This is a genomic window from Flavobacterium lotistagni (assembly GCF_011392125.1).
GTDB classification, from domain to species: domain Bacteria; phylum Bacteroidota; class Bacteroidia; order Flavobacteriales; family Flavobacteriaceae; genus Flavobacterium; species Flavobacterium lotistagni.
The window spans coordinates 188,621-206,379 of the sequence record NZ_JAAJBU010000001.1; the positions used below are offsets into that span (position 1 = coordinate 188,621).

General features: G+C 43.6%; 15 protein-coding genes. 2 read left to right on the forward strand and 13 right to left on the reverse strand.

The annotated features are described in order from the left end of the window. Nucleotides 1-37: 37 nt before the first annotated feature. The 13 genes from ftsZ to mraZ form a co-directional block, all read right to left on the reverse strand. Nucleotides 38-2,029 (reverse strand): cell division protein FtsZ, encoded by a 1,992-nt coding sequence (gene ftsZ / locus G4D82_RS00810; RefSeq protein ID WP_166333426.1) that lies wholly within the window; start codon nt 2,027-2,029, stop codon nt 38-40. Nucleotides 2,030-2,075: 46 nt separating this feature from the next. Next, the gene (gene ftsA, locus G4D82_RS00815; protein WP_166333428.1) at nt 2,076-3,509 is read right to left on the reverse strand and encodes a cell division protein FtsA; all 1,434 of its coding nucleotides are present in this window, start codon (nt 3,507-3,509) and stop codon (nt 2,076-2,078) included. A gap of 6 nt (nt 3,510-3,515) precedes the next feature. Then, complete coding sequence (locus tag G4D82_RS00820; protein ID WP_166333430.1) at nt 3,516-4,238, reverse strand: cell division protein FtsQ/DivIB; 723 nt, start codon at nt 4,236-4,238, stop codon at nt 3,516-3,518. Beyond that, nucleotides 4,235-5,578 (reverse strand): UDP-N-acetylmuramate--L-alanine ligase, encoded by a 1,344-nt coding sequence (gene murC / locus G4D82_RS00825; protein ID WP_166333433.1) that lies wholly within the window; start codon nt 5,576-5,578, stop codon nt 4,235-4,237. Before murC ends, G4D82_RS00820 begins: the two co-directional genes overlap by 4 nt. Nucleotides 5,579-5,620: 42 nt before the next feature. Further along, nucleotides 5,621-6,712 carry an undecaprenyldiphospho-muramoylpentapeptide beta-N-acetylglucosaminyltransferase gene (gene murG / locus G4D82_RS00830; protein ID WP_166333435.1) on the reverse strand — a complete coding sequence of 364 codons (1,092 nt, stop codon included), beginning with the start codon at nt 6,710-6,712 and terminating at the stop codon, nt 5,621-5,623. A 13-nt stretch (nt 6,713-6,725) separates the two neighbouring features. After that, nucleotides 6,726-8,060, reverse strand: a complete 1,335-nt coding sequence (locus tag G4D82_RS00835) for an FtsW/RodA/SpoVE family cell cycle protein (protein ID WP_166333437.1) — start codon at nt 8,058-8,060, stop codon at nt 6,726-6,728. A 206-nt stretch (nt 8,061-8,266) separates the two neighbouring features. Then, on the reverse strand, nt 8,267-9,601 hold the full coding sequence (gene murD / locus G4D82_RS00840) for a UDP-N-acetylmuramoyl-L-alanine--D-glutamate ligase (RefSeq protein WP_166333439.1): 1,335 nt from the start codon (nt 9,599-9,601) through the stop codon (nt 8,267-8,269). Next, nucleotides 9,601-10,827: a phospho-N-acetylmuramoyl-pentapeptide-transferase gene (gene mraY / locus G4D82_RS00845; RefSeq protein ID WP_166333441.1), complete on the reverse strand. Its 1,227-nt coding sequence runs from the start codon at nt 10,825-10,827 to the stop codon at nt 9,601-9,603. Before mraY ends, murD begins: the two co-directional genes overlap by 1 nt. Nucleotides 10,828-10,837: 10 nt before the next feature. Further along, nucleotides 10,838-12,301: a UDP-N-acetylmuramoyl-L-alanyl-D-glutamate--2,6-diaminopimelate ligase gene (locus G4D82_RS00850; RefSeq protein ID WP_166333444.1), complete on the reverse strand. Its 1,464-nt coding sequence runs from the start codon at nt 12,299-12,301 to the stop codon at nt 10,838-10,840. Continuing rightward, nucleotides 12,298-14,322: a penicillin-binding protein gene (locus tag G4D82_RS00855; protein WP_166333446.1), complete on the reverse strand. Its 2,025-nt coding sequence runs from the start codon at nt 14,320-14,322 to the stop codon at nt 12,298-12,300. The genes G4D82_RS00850 and G4D82_RS00855 overlap by 4 nt, the downstream gene beginning before the upstream one ends. Next, on the reverse strand, nt 14,313-14,666 hold the full coding sequence (locus G4D82_RS00860) for an FtsL-like putative cell division protein (protein ID WP_166333448.1): 354 nt from the start codon (nt 14,664-14,666) through the stop codon (nt 14,313-14,315). The genes G4D82_RS00855 and G4D82_RS00860 overlap by 10 nt, the downstream gene beginning before the upstream one ends. A 15-nt stretch (nt 14,667-14,681) precedes the next feature. Further along, on the reverse strand, nt 14,682-15,590 hold the full coding sequence (gene rsmH, locus G4D82_RS00865; RefSeq protein WP_207788112.1) for a 16S rRNA (cytosine(1402)-N(4))-methyltransferase RsmH: 909 nt from the start codon (nt 15,588-15,590) through the stop codon (nt 14,682-14,684). Further along, entirely contained in the window at nt 15,565-16,038 is a 474-nt protein-coding gene (gene mraZ, locus G4D82_RS00870; protein ID WP_166333452.1) for a division/cell wall cluster transcriptional repressor MraZ, read from the reverse strand. Before mraZ ends, rsmH begins: the two co-directional genes overlap by 26 nt. Before the next feature lie 266 nt (nt 16,039-16,304). On the opposite strand from mraZ, the gene G4D82_RS00875 reads away from it, so the two are divergent. Together G4D82_RS00875 and yihA are read left to right on the forward strand one after the other, a co-directional pair. Continuing rightward, nucleotides 16,305-17,069, forward strand: coding sequence for an alpha/beta fold hydrolase (locus G4D82_RS00875; RefSeq protein WP_166333454.1), 765 nt, complete (start codon nt 16,305-16,307; stop codon nt 17,067-17,069). A gap of 69 nt (nt 17,070-17,138) precedes the next feature. Continuing rightward, nucleotides 17,139-17,759: a ribosome biogenesis GTP-binding protein YihA/YsxC gene (yihA, locus tag G4D82_RS00880; RefSeq protein ID WP_166333456.1), complete on the forward strand. Its 621-nt coding sequence runs from the start codon at nt 17,139-17,141 to the stop codon at nt 17,757-17,759.

A 17,759-nucleotide genomic window follows, 5' to 3' on the forward strand; every position in this document is an offset into this window, starting at 1 on the left:
ATTTTCGGGATATTTGCAGCGATTTGGGAAATATTCGCTAATCTACATTGTCGTGCAAGAAGGAATTATTCGAACGCAACTGGATGTCGTCATTGCTATCTGTGCCCAAGGAAGTACGCGAAGTACTATTGTCTTTTGGACCGGTTGAGATATCGATTCCCAATCTTTTGTAAGCGGGTTCTTTTTCAAATTCTTCCATGCGCGATGGGTTGTTATGGAATTTGTAATTGAACTCTTTCAACTTTCTTCTTCTTTCATCAGCGCGTACTCTGAGTGACTCTTCGATAGACATTTCTACAGGTGAAACATCTTCAAATGCAGCAGAGAAATTTGATACTTCCTCTACTTGCTTCATGGTGATGTCAAGTTCTGGTGCTACTGGCTCAGCAGCAATATTATCAACGGGCTTTGAATTGAGTAGCTCGTTCTCCAATTCCATATACTCCTCAAGCGAATATTTGATAATGCCATTCTCGTTAAGCTCTGTCATTGGCACCACCTGAACCGCTTGGTTAACCACAATATCTTTGGTTTCGCTAGTGAGTTCAAAAAGCACTTTATTTTCGTCTTCTAGAGGTGTTTCAATAGGTTTGCTGATAGGTAAATCAAAAGTAAACGACACTTGTTCTTGTTTCACTTCAGTAGCGTCGATGACTTTGATGTCATTGGTATTTTTGATTTCAGCCACAGGTTTTGAAATTTCAAAATCAAGCGGTCGCTCTGGTGATACGATTTCGAAAGTCACATCCAAGCTTTTGATGAACTCGGTCATGACAATGAGTTCGTTATTGTCGATCATGACAGGCTCTTCAACCTGTTGAACAACCGACGTTTCCTCTACTGCTTTAATTTCATTCGCCTCGTCTTCAATGAGTTCAAAAACGATTTTCTCCTCTTCTTGTGCCGTAACTACTGGTTTTTCTACTTCAGTATCCAATTGGAAAGCTGCCACAGGTTTGTTGGTCAAATCACGCTCTAATTTGTGCTCACCATCAAGCGAGTGAATGATTTTCTTCGGCTCAGTATTGACGATTTCGTTTTGTTGCTCGACGTTGAAGCCTGTAGCGATAATAGTTACCGCGATAGCATCTCCAAGGGTTTCGTCTTCTCCGACACCCATAATGATGTTGGCGTTGAAACCGGCTTCAGTTTGGATATGGTCGTTGATTTCTCCGATTTCGTCAATGGTAATTTCGTTGGTTCCGGAAACGATAAGCAACAATACGTTTTTGGCACCGGTGATTTTATTGTCGTTCAAAAGTGGCGAATCCAATGCAGCGATGATGGCTTCCTTGGCGCGATTCTCCCCCATAGCAGTAGCCGATCCCATGATGGCCGTTCCGCTGTTAGAAAGCACGGTTTTCGCATCTTTCAAGTCAATGTTTTGTGTATAGTGGTGTGTGATGACTTCAGCGATACCACGTGAGGCTGTAGCCAAAACTTCATCGGCTTTAGAGAACCCGGCTTTAAAACCTAAATTGCCGTATACTTCTCTTAATTTATTATTGTTGATGACAATCAAAGAATCCACTTGCTTGCGCAGTTTTTCCACACCTAAAAGCGCTTGGTCTGAACGAACTTTCCCTTCGAACTGAAAAGGAATTGTCACGATACCCACCGTAAGAATATCTCTTTCTTTGGCCAGTTGCGCAATCACAGGAGCAGCACCGGTTCCTGTACCTCCGCCCATACCAGCGGTAATGAAAACCATCTTGGTGTTGGTGTCGAGCATTTTCTCGATATCGGCAATACTTTCGATTGCTGATTGTTGGCCTACTTCCGGATTCGCTCCAGCGCCCAAACCTTCAGTGAGGTTCACACCCAATTGAATTTTATTGGGCACGGCACTGTTCTGTAGCGCTTGTGAATCGGTGTTGCAAACGATAAAATCTACTCCTTTGATTCCTTGACGGAACATGTGATTAATAGCGTTGCTCCCGCCACCACCTACTCCGATGACTTTAATGACGTTGGATTGATTTTTAGGTAAATCAAACGAGATGTTTCCAAAATCTGAGTTGCTTGTCATAATTTTTGGTTTTTGATATTCTTATTCTATTGTGCTTCTGGTGGGACTATTCTGCGTTGTCTAAAAATTCTTTGATCTTGTCTACGTATTTATCGAAGAACGATCTTCTGATTTTAACCTCAGTCGATTCTGGCCTGAAAACAGCTTCTTCGACTACTGCTTCGGTTTTGGGCTGAACCACTTCTTTGACTTCTTCGGCTTTCTCGAATGTAACTTCGGACTCCGCTTTCGGAATATCGAAAGGCTCAAAAGTGCGCTCCTGCTGGAACGTAACTTTTTCAGGAACCACAGTAGTTTCTTTCTTGACCGCGCTTTGGGTCTTGTTCTCGATGCTGTTCATTACGAGCCCAACTGCTGTTGCATATAATGGACTTGAAATTTCTTCGTCTGAATTACCGGCCAAATGCTCGTTCGGATAACCGATTCTGGTGTCCATTCCGGTGATGTATTCTACGAGTTGTTTGAGGTGTTTCAGATTCGCACCGCCGCCGGTTAAAACGATGCCGGCGATGAGTTTCTTGCGTGGATCTTCGTGACCGTAGGCTTTAATTTCGGCAAACACTTGCTCAATGATTTCCACCACTCGGGCGTGAATGATTTTCGAAAGGTTCTTCAATGAAATTTCCTTAGGTTCTCTTCCGCGCAATCCTGGAATGGAAACGATTTCGTTGTCTTTATTTTCTCCTGGCCAAGCCGAACCGAATTTGATTTTCAGAAGTTCCGCTTGTTTTTCGATGATAGAACAACCTTCTTTGATGTCGTCCGTGATGACATTTCCTCCGAACGGAATTACTGCGGTATGGCGAATAATGCCATCTTTGAAAATGGCTAAATCTGTGGTTCCGCCACCAATATCAATCAGTGCTACTCCGGCTTCTTTTTCTTCTTGACTCAATACGGCATCAGCAGAAGCTAGTGGTTCCAGAGTTAATCCTGACAATTCAATGCCGGAACTCTGAATGCATCTTCCAACATTTCTGATGGATGAAGCTTGCCCAACTACTACGTGGAAACTGCTTTCCAAACGGCCGCCGTACATACCGATCGGCTCTTTGATGTCAGATTGTCCGTCGATCTTGAATTCTTGCGGCAATACGTGGATGATTTCCTCACCGGGAAGCATCGCCAATTTATGGACTTGGTTGATCAGCATGTCGATGTCTTTGCCACCAATCACTTCTTCGGCATTGCTGCGGCTGATGTAATCGCTGTGTTGGATGCTGCGAATGTGTTGCCCGGCAATACCAACTACCACATCTTTGATTCTGTAACCCGAATTGTTTTCCGCCTCGAGAATTGCTTGCTGGATAGAATGAATGGTTTGGGTGATGTTATTCACAACACCGCGTGCCACACCAAGGCTTTTGGATTTTCCTACCCCGAGGATTTCCAATTTGCCGTATTCGTTTTTCTTGCCAATCATGGCCACAATCTTGGTGGTTCCTATGTCAAGACCTACTGCAATATTTTCATTTTCCATAATCACTTATTTAGTGCAAACAACCTGCTGGGTAAAGGTCAGATTAATCTTTTTGTATTGGTGCAACGAACTATCCTGAACAGCCTTCTGATAAAACGCTTTATAGTTGTTGAATTTTCGTTCGATATTGACCGTTTGGCCAAATTCAATTTCATAATCGAAATTCCTATTGCGCATTTTCAATCTACCAGACGGCGAGATTTGGATACCAATGATGTTTTTTTTCAAAAAGTCATCGTCGTAAACAAACCTTAATAATTGGCTAAATTCGTCCTGATGTAATTTGTTAATTTCCCCCGAAACAATTGGAACTCTCGCCGTAAATTCGTCAGACAAAGGCATAATACTTCCCTGATAGTCAATATAAAACGAACCGGTTTCATTGAAGAGCCTGGCAATGGGCGTTTTCTGTTTCACCACTGCTTTAAGAACCCCGTCTATACTGACAAAAACCTCAGATTTTTCAATCATTGGGTTGGCATTGATAGACTTTTCCAATTGGTTCAAATCTAAATCAACTTTTTGGATGGCTGAAGCGTCGGTTTTATTTTCTATTAACAATTTATTAACCGCTTCCTGCCGAATAAACGGGTTCGAATCATCTGTAAAAACCACGACAGATTTGGCCAATTTACGGTGCTCATTTCGCATCGAAGTGAACGAATACAAAAACGCCACTAATGCAAACATTAGCACCAATCTCAGGTTATCCCATTTGAAGATTTTCATGACAATAAAGCTTTTTTAATGGGTTTGACTAATTCTCCTATATCGCCCGCGCCAATGGTGGCAATCACTGTTGCATCGCTGTTTGAAATGGTATGGATCAAATCGTTTTTTGAAACTAATTTCACATTCGGATTGGTCATTTTTTTCATGAGCCAAGAAGAGGTAATTCCTTCCATCGGCAACTCGCGCGCCGGATAAATATCGAGCAAAATAATCTCGTCGAACTTCGATAAACTCTCAGCAAAACCATCGGCAAAATCTTTGGTTCGGCTAAACAAATGCGGCTGGAAAACCGCAAGTACTTTTTGCCCCGGATACAACTCGCGAACCGCTTGGTGCACGGCATCAATTTCGGTCGGATGATGGGCATAGTCATCAACATAAACCAAATCATCGGTTTTAATCTGGAACGAAAACCTTCTGCGGATTCCGGTAAACGAAGCCAAGGCACGCTTGATATCTTCTGAATGCACACCATAACTGCTAGCCATCGCCAAAGCCATAAGCGCGTTCATCAAATTGTGTTTTCCGGGCAAACTGAATCGGATGTCAGTAATTATTTCGGAAGGAGTTTGCACATCAAAAACATATTGGCTGTTTTCAATTCTGACGTTGAACGCTTTGAAGTCTGCATCTTCATTAACAGCGACAGCCATTCCTTTTAAATGCAATCCTTTCGCTATAAACAGTTTGTTTTTATCTTCGACTTTATCGGCAAACTCTGCAAACGATGCTTCAATCGAGGCTTTATCGCCATAAATATCCAAATGATCGGCGTCGGTTGAAGTGACACAAGCAATATCCGGATGCAAATGCAAAAACGAACGATCGAACTCATCGGCTTCAACTACGGTAACCGTTTTGCCATTTCCAATTAGATTCGAGTCGTAGTTCTCCACGATTCCACCTACAAAAGCCGTCACATCCACGCCGCTTTGAAACAAAACATGCCCGAGAATGCTTGAAGTCGTTGTTTTCCCGTGTGTGCCGGCAACTGCAAAACAGAAAGTATCTTTGGTAATGATGCCCAGCACTTCTGCTCTTTTCTTAATTTGAAAACCTCGTTCTAAGAAAAAGTTCCACTGCGAATGCGCAATCGGAATGGCCGGCGTTACAATCACCAGTGTATTTTCGGTGTAAAAATCTTGCGGAATCAGTGCGATTTTGTCTTCAAAATGAATGTCGATACCACTTTGTTGCAATTCTTTAGTAAGCTCGGTTTCGGTTTTATCGTAGCCACAAACGTTCTTGCCGATGGTTTTGAAATACCGGGCGAGCGCGCTCATACCGATGCCTCCGATGCCGATAAAGAAAACGTTATGGATTTGGTTCAAGTTCATTTTTGAGTGTCTTAGTTGCTGAGTGCTTTAGTGCCTGAGCTTTTACTTTATTAATTTGACTATTTCTTCTACGATATCTTTGGTCGCGTTGGGTTTTGCGAGCGATTTGATGTTTTTGGACAAATCTGCTTGTTCACTTTCATTTTCAATGAGATGACTGAAAACGTTCTCAAACTTTTCATCGAGTTCGGATTCTTTGAGCATCAGCGCACCTTTTTTGTCAACAATAGCTTTAGCATTTTTGGTTTGATGGTCTTCTGCCACATTCGGCGACGGAATAAAAATCACCGGTTTACCCACCAGACAAAGTTCTGACACCGACGAAGCTCCGGCGCGAGAAATGATAACATCTGCGGCGGCGTAAACCAAATCCATTTTGTCAATGAATGCCATCACCTGAACGTTTTCGAGCTCGTTGAAATGTTGGTATTCTTCAATATAAAACTTACCGCATTGCCAGATGACCTGAATGCCCTGCGATAAAAAGAAATCAAGTTCTTTAGCAATGAGCTGGTTGATTCTTCTGGAACCTAAACTGCCGCCCAAAACCAACAAAGTTTTCTTGGCCGCGTTGAGTTTGAAATAGGCTATTGCGTCGATTCTTTTCTCATCGATACCAATCAAATCCTGACGCACCGGGTTTCCGGTCAATCGGATTTTATCCTTTGGGAAAAAACGCTCCAGGTTTTCATAAGCCACACAAATTGATTTCGCTTTTTTGCTGAGTATTTTATTGGTAATGCCCGGATACGAATTCTGCTCTTGCACCACGGTCGGAATGCCCGCACGATTGGCCGATTGCAACAATGGGCCGCTGGCAAAACCGCCGGTTCCGATCACCACATCTGGTTTGAATTGCTTAATGATCGAACGTGATTTTATCAAACTACTTATCAATTTTATCGGAAACAATGCATTGTCTAAAGTGAATCTACGCTGCAAGCCTGCAATCCACAAACCGATAATAGGATAGCCTGCTTGTGGCACCTTTTGCATTTCCATTTTGTCTTTGGCTCCTACAAATAGGAATTCTGCATCGGGAAAACGTTGCTTCAATTCATTGGCGATTGCAATAGCCGGATAAATGTGTCCGCCTGTGCCGCCGCCGCTTAAGATGAATTTTGGATGGGCCATTTTCTAAAAGGTGCTAAGGTTTGCCGATAACAGCGTTCATCGGGTTGGATTCGTCTTCGATGGAATAACCGTTTACTTTTGCTGCTTCTAGTTCGCGCAATTCTTGTTCTGCTTTTTCTTCACGTTCTATTTGCGCATCGATCATGCGTTTGAGAGTTTCCTCGCGTTTTTGTTTTTCGTCTAGTTCTGCGGCAATTTCTTCTTCTTTTTTGGTGACGCCGATGATGATTCCCAGAGCGATACAAGTCATCCAGATCGAACTTCCACCGCTACTGATTAGCGGCAGGGTTTGTCCGGTAACCGGTAAAAGTTCGACCGCTACAGCCATGTTAATCAGCGCCTGGAAAACAATCGGGAATCCGAGCCCGACTACGACCAATTTTCCGAACAGCGAATTGGCTTTGTGTGCCGCGACGATGAAACGGAAAAACAACAGCATATACAACCCCAAAACTGTCAAACCGCCGATGAGGCCGTATTCTTCAACAATGATAGCATAGATAAAATCTGAGGAAGACTGCGGTAGGAAGTTTTTCTGTACGCTTTTTCCCGGCCCGAGCCCTTGTATTCCGCCCGATGCAATCGCGATTTTGGCTTTCTCGATCTGGTAATGTTCGTCATCAGTATCTTTTTCTGCGTCTTTTGAGGTAAAACTCTCCAAACGGCTTTCCCAGGTTTTCACGCGGCTGAAGAACTTCGCATCGGGAAAAGCCTTGCTGATTAGAACAAAAAGCACTAAAGCCATGACACCGGCTGCGATAATCAGCCCGATATATTTCAGTGGATATTTGCCGATGAACACCAGCATTAACACCATCGAAAACATCAAAGCGGCTGTTGAAAAGTTCGCCGGAAGTATGAATCCTAAAGTGATGAAAACCGGCAGCCACAATTCCCACAACGAGTTTTTGAAAGTAACGGGTGTTTCTCTTTTCTTGGATAAATAACGCGCGACGAACACCATCAGCACAATCATCGCTAAAGTGGAAGTCTGGAAAGTGATTCCGATGAACGGTACTTGAATCCAGCGACTGGCGTTGGCTCCGGCGATGACTGTTCCTTTAATTAAAGTATAAGCCAGCAAAGCCCAAACTACCGGAAGCGCCACTAGTGATAATGCCCTGAAATAATGATACGGCACTTTATGTACCCAGTAAATAATCATAAACCCGATGCAAATGTGCGCGAAATGCTTCACCAGATAACCCAGAGTATTTCCGGTACCGTGACCCATATAGGCCAAGTTGCTACTGGCACTAAAAACCGGCATAAACGAGAAAAGCGCCAAAAGGGCCACGAAGGTCCAGATGACTTTGTCTCCTTTGAGGTTTTTAATGAGTTGCAACATGGGTTGATAGTTCTTTGTTGATTGTTGTTGGATTTATTTTTGGGCGTTCCCCTATGGGTCGGGCTTTGCGCAGTACACGGTACTTGCTGCAATCCCTAACGCGGGCACTCGTTGTAAAATTCAAATCACTTATTCAATCGACGTTTTTTATACCTGAAGCCCACTGGGCTTCCTCCTCTTAATATCAAATCCGGCTCCTGAAAAAATTATAAATTCTGCACCGCGTATTTGAACTGGCGGCCTCGGTCTTCGTAATTCTCGAACAGATCGAAACTCGCGCAGGCCGGTGACAACAACACGTTATCGCCTTTCTCAGCTAGTCTTTGCGCCATTTTCACTGCAGCGGCCATCGAATCGACCTCGACCATCACATCGACCACGTTGCCGAACGCATCGATGATTTTTTTGTTGTCGACGCCCAAGCAAATGATCGCCTTGACTTTCTCGTGCACGAGCGACATCAGTTCTGAATAATCGTTGCCTTTATCGACACCACCGACAATCCAGACTGTGGGCGCGTTCATGCTATCGAGAGCAAAAAAAGTCGCATTGACGTTCGTGGCTTTCGAATCGTTGATGTACTGCACGTTCTGAATTTTGAGCACTTTTTCCAGACGGTGTTCAACGCCTTGGAAATTCGACAGGCTCTCGCGGATGGTTTCCTTGCGAATCTGCATCAGTTTGGCTACCGATGATGCGGCCATGGCGTTCTTCATATTGTGCTTGCCTTCGAGCGCAATATGTTCGGTGTCCATGATGAATTCTTCTTCGTTGATGTTTACTTCCATTTTATTTTGGTTTAAATAAGCTCCTTTTTCGAACTTCTGGGTCAGCGAGAAAGGAATCAATTGAGCATTAGTTTTGTTTTGTTTGAGCCAGGTTTGGATGGCCTCGTCGTCTGCGTCATAGATGAAATAATCATTGGCGTCTTGATTCATCGTGATGCGGAATTTCGAGGCGATGTAATTTTCGTATTTGTAATCATAGCGGTCCAGATGGTCCGGGCTGATATTCGTTAGCACTGCGATGTGCGGCTTGAAATCGATGATGCCGTCGAGCTGGAAACTGCTTAATTCGAGTACATAATAATCGTACTGGTTTTCGGCCACCTGCCAGGCGAAGCTCTTTCCGATGTTGCCGCCGAGCCCGACATTCAAACCTGCTGATTTGAGCAAGTGATACGTGAGCATCGTGGTGGTTGTTTTGCCGTTACTCCCAGTTATCCCGACGATTTTGGCCTTGGTGAACGGCGCAGCGAATTCGATTTCTGAAATCACGGGAATGCCTTTTTCCTTGAGCTGTTTCACTATCGGTGATTTGTCTGGAATACCTGGGCTTTTCATGACCACATCGGCACTGAGGACTTTTTTTTCGGTGTGGGTTTCCTCTTCCCACTTGATGCCATTAATAGTAAGAACTTCTTTATAGTGATCTTTGATCTTTCCAAAATCAGACACAAAGACATCATAACCTTTTTGTTTTCCGAGGATGGCGGTTCCGACACCACTTTCGCCTCCGCCAAGAATGACCAGCCTTTGCATTATCTCAACTTTAAAGTCACAATGGATAGAATCGCAAGCAAAATCCCGACAATCCAGAAGCGCGTTACAATTTTACTTTCATGGTAACCTTTCTTCTGGTAATGATGGTGCAGCGGCGACATCAGGAAAATCCGGCGACCTTCGCCATATTTCTTTTTGGTCCACTTGAAATAGGAAACTTGCAAAACCACCGAGAAATTCTCGACCAGGAAAATCCCGCAGAGTAGCGGAATCATCAATTCCTTGCGCACCGCAATGGCCAAAACCGCGATAATTCCGCCGATGGTCAAACTACCGGTATCGCCCATAAATACAGATGCCGGATAAGAATTGTACCAAAGAAACCCAATCAATGCCCCGACGAAAGATGCAATGAACACGGTCATCTCGCCCGAATTCGGGATGTACATAATGTTGAGATAACTAGAGAAAATAATGTTACCCGAAACGAAAGTGAAAATCCCGAGCGCGAGTACCGAAACGGCTGAAGTTCCGGCTGCTAATCCGTCAATTCCGTCGGTGAGGTTGGCTCCGTTGGATACTGCGGTGATGATGAATATCACAATCGGAATGAATACAATCCAAGCCCAGTTTTCGTAGCCGTCGCCCATCCAAGAAAGCAGTTCGGCATAATCTAGTTCGTTATTCTTAACAAACGGAATCGTCGTCGCAGTTGATTTTTCTTCGAGCGGCACTTGCGAAATCACGTTTTCGGTTTGATTCAGCATGATACTTTTCGGTGCTTCTTTTCGAATCGTGACTCCGGGATGTGTATAAAGTACTGTGCCGACAATCAACCCTAAACCGACTTGGCCGATGACTTTGAAAATCCCTTTGAGACCTTGTTTGTCTTTTTTGAAAATCTTGATATAATCGTCGATAAACCCGATCGTTCCCATCCAAAGTGTCGTAACAATCAACAAGATGATATAAATGTTGTTGAGTTTGGTCAGCAGCAACACCGGAATCAAAGTTGCAAAAATGATGATGAGTCCGCCCATGGTTGGCGTTCCGGCTTTCTCGTTTTGCCCTGCCAATCCTAGTTCACGCACGGTTTCGCCCACTTGTTGGTTTCTCAAAAATCCGATGATGCGTTTCCCGTAAATGGTCGAAAGGGTCAGCGAGAGCAATATGGCCAGCGCCGAACGGAACGTAATGTATTGGAAAACCCCAGCTCCCGGGATGTTCATCGTTTTGTCGAGGTATTCAAAAAGATAGTACAGCATAATTCCAGTTTTATTTCCCGAGTTGCGTTAATAGTTCTTTTACAATTTTCATATCGTCGAAATCATAGCGCACGCCCTGAATTTCCTGATAAGTTTCATGGCCTTTGCCGGCAATGAGAATGATGTCGCCGGGTTGTGCCATTTGACAAGCGGCTTGAATGGCTTGTTTGCGGTCGGTAATCGACATTGATTTTTTATAGTGCTGGGGCTCGACGCCTTTTTCCATATCGGCGATGATGTCTTCTGGTTTTTCCGTTCTCGGATTGTCAGACGTGATGATGGTTTTGTCGCTCATGGTAGTAGCGATATTGGCCATCACCGGGCGTTTGGTTTTATCTCGGTCGCCGCCACAACCTACAATGGTAATGAGCTGCTCGTTTTTGGTGCGGATGTCGTTGATGGTTTTCAGTACGTTCTCGAGTGCATCCGGCGTGTGTGCATAGTCGACCACCGCGGTGATTTTGTCTTGGGAAACGATGTATTGAAAACGCCCCGATACACTTTCAAGTTCTGAAAGCAAGCGCAAAGCTTCAAGAGAATCCATGCCCAATTCTACCGCTGAACCGTATATCGCGAGTAAGTTATATGCATTGAAAGTACCGATCAATCGTACCCAAACTTCATTATCATTAATCTTCAGTAAAAGGCCGCTCAACTGATTCTCGAGAATCTGCGCTTTGTAATTCGCATAGGATTTTAGCGCATAGGTGAGTTTTCTGGCACTCGTATTTTGCAACATCACCAAACCGTTCTTGTCGTCGATGTTGGTCAGAGCAAAAGCGGATTTCGGCAAGTAGTCAAAAAACGACTTCTTCACGTCGCGGTATTCGGCAAAATCTGCGTGATAATCCAGATGATCGTGCGATAAATTCGTGAACACGCCGCCTTCGAAATGCAAGCCTTCAGTTCGCTTTTGGTGGATGCCGTGCGAGGAAACTTCCATGAAACAATGCCTTACACCACTATCGACCATTTCGCGTAAGTAGCGGTTGATGGTAATAGAATCCGGCGTGGTGTGTGTGGCTTTGTGCTCAATATCATCCACCATGATTTTCACCGTGGAAAGCAATCCGACTTTGAAACCGGCCTTTTTGAATAGTTGATATAATAAAGACGCAATTGTGGTTTTCCCGTTGGTTCCGGTAATGCCAACCAGTTTTAAATGCTGCGATGGATTACCGTAAAAATTGGTTGCCATAAAAGCCAAAGCCTGATTGGTGTCTTTTACCTGAACGTAAGTTACTCCGCCCACAATCAGCTCCGGGAATGTATCGCACACAATGGCTACTGCGCCTTGATTGATTGCTTTTTCGATATAATCATGGCCGTCGGAAACCGTACCGCGAATCGCAATAAATACGTCGTCTGCACCAATCTTGCGCGAATCGAAATCGATTTGGTTGATTTCCATTTCGGTCGATCCTTTGACGGCTTCGATGCTTACTTTATATAATATGTCTTTTAAAACAATCACGATAGTTCGAGTATAATAGTGGTATTCTTGTTAAAAATCTGTCCAGGTTGGATGGATTGCGATTTGACCTTTCCGGTCCCTTTAACTTTTATATTTAACCCTAAATTTCCAAGCAGTGCAACCGCATCCATCCCAGACATTCCTTTTACATTCGGAATTGTATTTTGTTTTGTTTGTGCTTTCGTATAATAATTCGCGTAACTATCTTCTTGAACCTTGTTTTTGAGATTCAGGTTTTTGATTTCGTTCATCGACGGAGCATCAGTGAAAATCTTCTGTGCGATGCGTTTGAATACCGGCCCGGCGACATCAGCTCCGTAGTAATTATTGCCTGAAGTATTCGGTTCATGTACTACGACAATGCAGGAATACTTGGGTTGTTCGGCTGGAAAATAACCAACGAATGAAGAAATATAGTGCTTCTCGGTTCCTCCATTTTTTGCGTAATTTGCCTGTGCGGTTCCGGTCTTTCCTGCCATCGAAAAATCTTTGGAATACAGTTTAGAACCGGTGCCTTTCTTGACAACATTTTTCATCACCGCTTTGAGTTTGGCAATGGTTTCCTGCGAACAGATTTTCGGGTTGATGACTTCCTTGTTGAACTTTTTGATGGTTTTGTTCCATTCTTTAATTTCAGAAACGAATTGTGGCTTGACCATTTCTCCGTTGTTCGCTACGGCATTATAGAAAGTCAAGGTTTGAAGCGGCGTGATGGAAACCCCGTAACCGAAAGCCATCCAGGGTAAGGAAATTGCGCTCCAGCGTGGTGTTTCAGGTTGCGGCACAAACGGAATTCCTTCGCCTTTAATCGGAAGCCCGAGTGGTTTATTGAGTCCGAAATTGTTCAGGTGATCTACAAATGCCTTCGGATCGTTTTTGTAATTATTGTAAACTGCTTGCACCAGAACAGTGTTTGACGAAACTTCAAAACCACGGCCCAAAGAAATTTTGCCGTAACCGCCTTCATGCGAATCGCGTACTTTTTTGCCTGAATAAGTGATGATTCCACCATTACTGTCAAACACAGTGCTGGTATCGACTTTTTTGTCTTCGAGTAAAGCCATCAAATCAGCCAATTTATAAGTAGAACCTGGCTCATGAGATTCTGCAATCGCGTAATTGGTAGTTTCGAAATAAGTGCTGTCAGCAGCTTTGTTGGCGCTGTTGGGGTTTTTTCCGAGGTTTGAAATGGCTTTGATCTTGCCGGTTTTGGTTTCCATTACCACAACACAACCATGGTCGGCGTTGTATTGGCGGAGTTGCTTCAGCAGCGCATGGTGCGCGATGTCTTGAATGTAAACATCGATAGTCGAAATGATATCGTAACCGTCTTGCGGATCCACTTCATTGACATCGCGAATCGGTTTCCATTGGCCTTTGGCGATTTTCTGCTTGAGCACTTTGCCATCTTTGCCATTGAGGTATTTGCGAAAAGCCCATTCAATACCTTTACCATCGAGTGAGCCATTGGGTGTGACGCGTTCGTAGCCGATGGTTCTCTCGGCGATTTTACCGATTGGATGTTCGCGCACGGTTTTCTGTTCAGTGATAATTCCACCTTTAAAAGCACCGAGATTGAATAGTGGATAACTTTTGATTTTCATGTATTCGGTATAGCTCAAATCACGCGCAACCAAGAAATATCGGTTTTTATGTGCACGCGCTTTTCTGAGTCCGGATTGAAATTCACTACTCGGTTTATGAAGCAATTTCGCGAGCGAATCAGACAAAGGCTTCACATTTTTCTCAAAGGCTTCGGCTTTAGGCGCCACCGCATCAAAACGAATTTCATAATTCGGGATTGAAGTAGCGAGCAAACTTCCATCGGCAGAATAGATATTGCCTTTGTTAGCCGGAATCACAAAGTTGCGGACGGTTCTTTCTTTAGCAAGATGACGATAATAATCGCCTTCGACCCACTGAATATTGGTCAGCTTGACAGTGATCGCGATTGCCATGAGAAACATGGTAAAGGCCACCAGGTACATCCGGTAAGAAATGTGCTTGTCTTCTACTGCCATATCCTTTTAAAGAAATTGGGTTCTTCTTGTTTTTTTATTTTGATTTTCACCGGCGGCACTGAAGCCGGAAAAATATTCTTGGCTTCCATTTTGGCCGCAACGGTCGACTCCATTTTGAGTTTCATCAATTCTGAACGGCGATCTACAAACTCAGAGCGCAATTCTTTGACTTCGCTGGTCAGGGCCACGATTTTAAAAACCTTTTGCTCGTAGCGCTGGGTGTTGGCAATCATGATAATCGCCAGTATGATTAGAAACACAATGAACCGCCAGTTCTTGGCTGCATTGGCTTCTTCGTTGATTAGAAATCTCGCTTTTAATATGCTGTAAACTCCGCTCTTCATCTTCTTTTAAAAGCTTTATATTTTTTCTGCGATTCTTAATTTGGCGCTTCGGGCGCGATTATTCATTTTGATTTCCTCATCGCCGGGAACAATCAGTTTCTCAATGGTTTTGAATGGCACCGAATAATTACCATAAAAATCACGCTCGGGCTCTCCTTCAAATAACCCGTTTCTCATAAACCGCTTGACCAAACGATCTTCGAGCGAGTGATAGGAAATCACGCTGAGCCTGCCGCCGGGTTTGAGAATCTCTAAAGATTGCTCTAAGAATTCCTTGAGCACTTCCATTTCTTGATTGACTTCTATGCGAATGGCTTGATAAATCTGAGCCAATATCTTATTGCTTTTATGCGCCGGAAGGTATTTCCCTAAAATCGTCTTGAGCTGCTCTGTGTTTTTGACAGGAGCATCCATTCTGGCCTCGATAATTGTTCTTGCCAACGCCGGTGCATTTTTCAGTTCTCCATAATCAAGAAACACTCTAGTGAGGTTTTCGTGATTGTACTGGTTGACCACTTGATAAGCATCGAGTTGGTTTTTTTTGCTCATCCGCATATCGAGTTCGGCGTCGAATCTGGTAGAAAATCCGCGTTCAGCCACATCGAATTGGTGTGAGGAAACCCCTAAATCTGCCAAAATCCCATCTACACTCTTTACTCCGTGAAACCTTAGAAATCTTTTGAGGTACCTGAAATTTTCATTGATTAGTTCGAAACGGTTGTCATCAATAGCATTCTCCAGCGCATCTTCGTCTTGGTCAAAAGCAAACAATTTCCCGTTTGGCCCCAGCCTTTTCAGCATTTCTTTGGAATGTCCGCCGCCGCCAAAAGTCACATCAACATAAATTCCATCTGGTTTGATGTTGAGCCCGCCGACAGTTTCTTGTAGCAGTACCGGATTATGATATTCCATGATCGTCATCAGTTACATTCCCCATTACATCTTCTGCCAAATCTGCGAAATCAACGACCGAATCATCAATCGCTTTTTCGTACAAATCTTTATCCCAGATTTCGATGATATTCACCGCCGATGACAACACGATGTCTTTCGAAATATTTGCAAAAACCACCAAGTCTTTCGGAATCAACAACCTGCCGAGATTGTCAATTTCAACGACTTTCACACCGGCAGTAAAGCGACGAATGAAGTCATTGTTCTTTTTGACAAACCGATTGAGCTTGTTGATTTTCTGCATCATCAGGTTCCATTCTCCCATAGGATACAATTCCAGACAAGGCTGAAAAACAGACCGCTTGAGGATGAAACCCTCCTGCAATCCGGCAGAGAGTTGCTTCTTGAGTGGCGCCGGCAACAGCAACCTCCCTTTGGCATCTACTTTACATTCATATGTCCCGACAATGGCGTTCAAGAAAATGGTTTTAAGTGATTTGGAGCAAAAATATAAAAATAAATACCACATTTTACCACAAAATACCACTTTGTTGATAAGTTTTACCACTTAACCTTAATTTAAAATAGAATTTGACGATTGGAATTCAACAGATTAAAATTTCGCAGCCACTTTAATAGTGACAGAATTTTGAACAACTACGGATTTTTCTAAATAAATAATACTGCTTTCATATTCTCGATAAAATCATATATTTGTGCGCACCAGAAAGGGCAGCAAAAGCAATGAACGAGAACTTAAAAAAGGAAGGCAAGTACAAGTATTTCGAAGCTGGAGAAGGTACGCCCATCGTGATCCTGCACGGGCTAATGGGCGGTCTTAGCAATTTTGACGGCGTAGCAGAATATTTTCCGAAACACGGCTACAAAGTGGTCATTCCTGAATTGCCGATTTACACACAAAACATCCTGAAAACCAACGTAAAAGCTTTTGCGAAGTTTGTGAAGGATTTCATTACCTACAAAGGTTTCGACCGTGTGATTTTACTCGGGAATTCGCTAGGCGGGCACATCGCTTTGTACCACACTAAAATGTATCCTGAAAAAATGCTCGGTTTAGTGATTACGGGGAGTTCCGGATTGTACGAAAGCGCTATGGGCGACAGTTACCCTAGAAGAGGCGACCGTGACTACATCCAGAAGAAAGCCGAAGCGGTGTTTTACGACCCGAAAATTGCTACACCAGAAATTGTAGAGGAAGTCTACACCATGGCCAACGATCGAATCAAACTGATTAAAACTTTGACCATCGCCAAGAGTGCCATTCGACACAATATGGCCAAGGATTTACCAAAAATGCACGTGCCAACTTGTATCATTTGGGGAAAAAACGACAATGTTACACCACCAGATGTAGCCGAGGAATTTCACAAATTGTTGCCCAACTCAGCGCTATATTGGATTGACAAATGCGGCCACGCAGCTATGATGGAACACCCGGACGAGTTCAACCGACTGATGCACCAATGGCTTAAAGAAACGCATTTATAAGAAATATGATGACCGCTGTTGAGAAATGGCGGTCTTTTTTTGGCTACTTTTACCAACAAATCTTTTTCAATGAAAATCAATTCTGCAGAATTTGTCATCAGCAACTCAGAAGTAGACAAATGTCCGAAAGAGCCTTTGCCGGAATACGCTTTCATCGGCCGGTCGAATGTCGGGAAATCGTCGCTGATTAATATGTTGACCAACAACAAAAACTTGGCGAAAACTTCAGGAAAGCCCGGAAAAACGCAACTTATCAACCACTTCAAGATTAACAACAATTGGTTTTTGGTGGATTTACCTGGTTACGGTTATGCGCGCGTTTCGAAAAAAACCAAATCGACTTTCCAGCAATTCATCACTGATTATTTCGAGAAACGCGAACAATTGGTTTGTGGTTTTGTATTGATCGACATTAGGCTCGAAGCCCAAAAGATTGATTTGGAGTTTATGACTTGGCTTGGCGAAAGCGAAATTCCGTTCTGCATTATTTTCACCAAAGCGGATAAAATCAGCCGCACCAAAGTCGATTCACATATTGCGGCCTATCGCAAACAAATGCTGATGAACCAATGGGAAGAAATGCCGCCTTATTTCGTGACCTCATCGACTGAAGGCACCGGAAAAGATGATTTGTTAGGCTATATCGATTCGATTAACGAAGAAGTTTTCAAAAACAACAACCGTTTTTAA

Bases quoted from the DNA above. Each gene is read 5' to 3' on its own strand.
- murG (WP_166333435.1), bottom strand. From the start codon at position 6,712: ATGGCCCATCCAAAATTCATCTTAAGCGGCGGCGGCACAGGCGGACAC.
- G4D82_RS00855 (WP_166333446.1), bottom strand. From the start codon at position 14,322: ATGGCAGTAGAAGACAAGCACATTTCTTACCGGATGTACCTGGTGGCC.
- murD (WP_166333439.1), bottom strand. From the start codon at position 9,601: ATGCAAAGGCTGGTCATTCTTGGCGGAGGCGAAAGTGGTGTCGGAACC.
- murC (WP_166333433.1), bottom strand. From the start codon at position 5,578: ATGAACTTGAACCAAATCCATAACGTTTTCTTTATCGGCATCGGAGGC.
- G4D82_RS00875 (WP_166333454.1), top strand. From the start codon at position 16,305: ATGAACGAGAACTTAAAAAAGGAAGGCAAGTACAAGTATTTCGAAGCT.
- G4D82_RS00860 (WP_166333448.1), bottom strand. From the start codon at position 14,666: ATGAAGAGCGGAGTTTACAGCATATTAAAAGCGAGATTTCTAATCAAC.
- ftsA (WP_166333428.1), bottom strand. From the start codon at position 3,509: ATGGAAAATGAAAATATTGCAGTAGGTCTTGACATAGGAACCACCAAG.
- G4D82_RS00835 (WP_166333437.1), bottom strand. From the start codon at position 8,060: ATGTTGCAACTCATTAAAAACCTCAAAGGAGACAAAGTCATCTGGACC.
- yihA (WP_166333456.1), top strand. From the start codon at position 17,139: ATGAAAATCAATTCTGCAGAATTTGTCATCAGCAACTCAGAAGTAGAC.
- ftsZ (WP_166333426.1), bottom strand. From the start codon at position 2,029: ATGACAAGCAACTCAGATTTTGGAAACATCTCGTTTGATTTACCTAAA.
- mraY (WP_166333441.1), bottom strand. From the start codon at position 10,827: ATGCTGTACTATCTTTTTGAATACCTCGACAAAACGATGAACATCCCG.
- G4D82_RS00820 (WP_166333430.1), bottom strand. From the start codon at position 4,238: ATGAAAATCTTCAAATGGGATAACCTGAGATTGGTGCTAATGTTTGCA.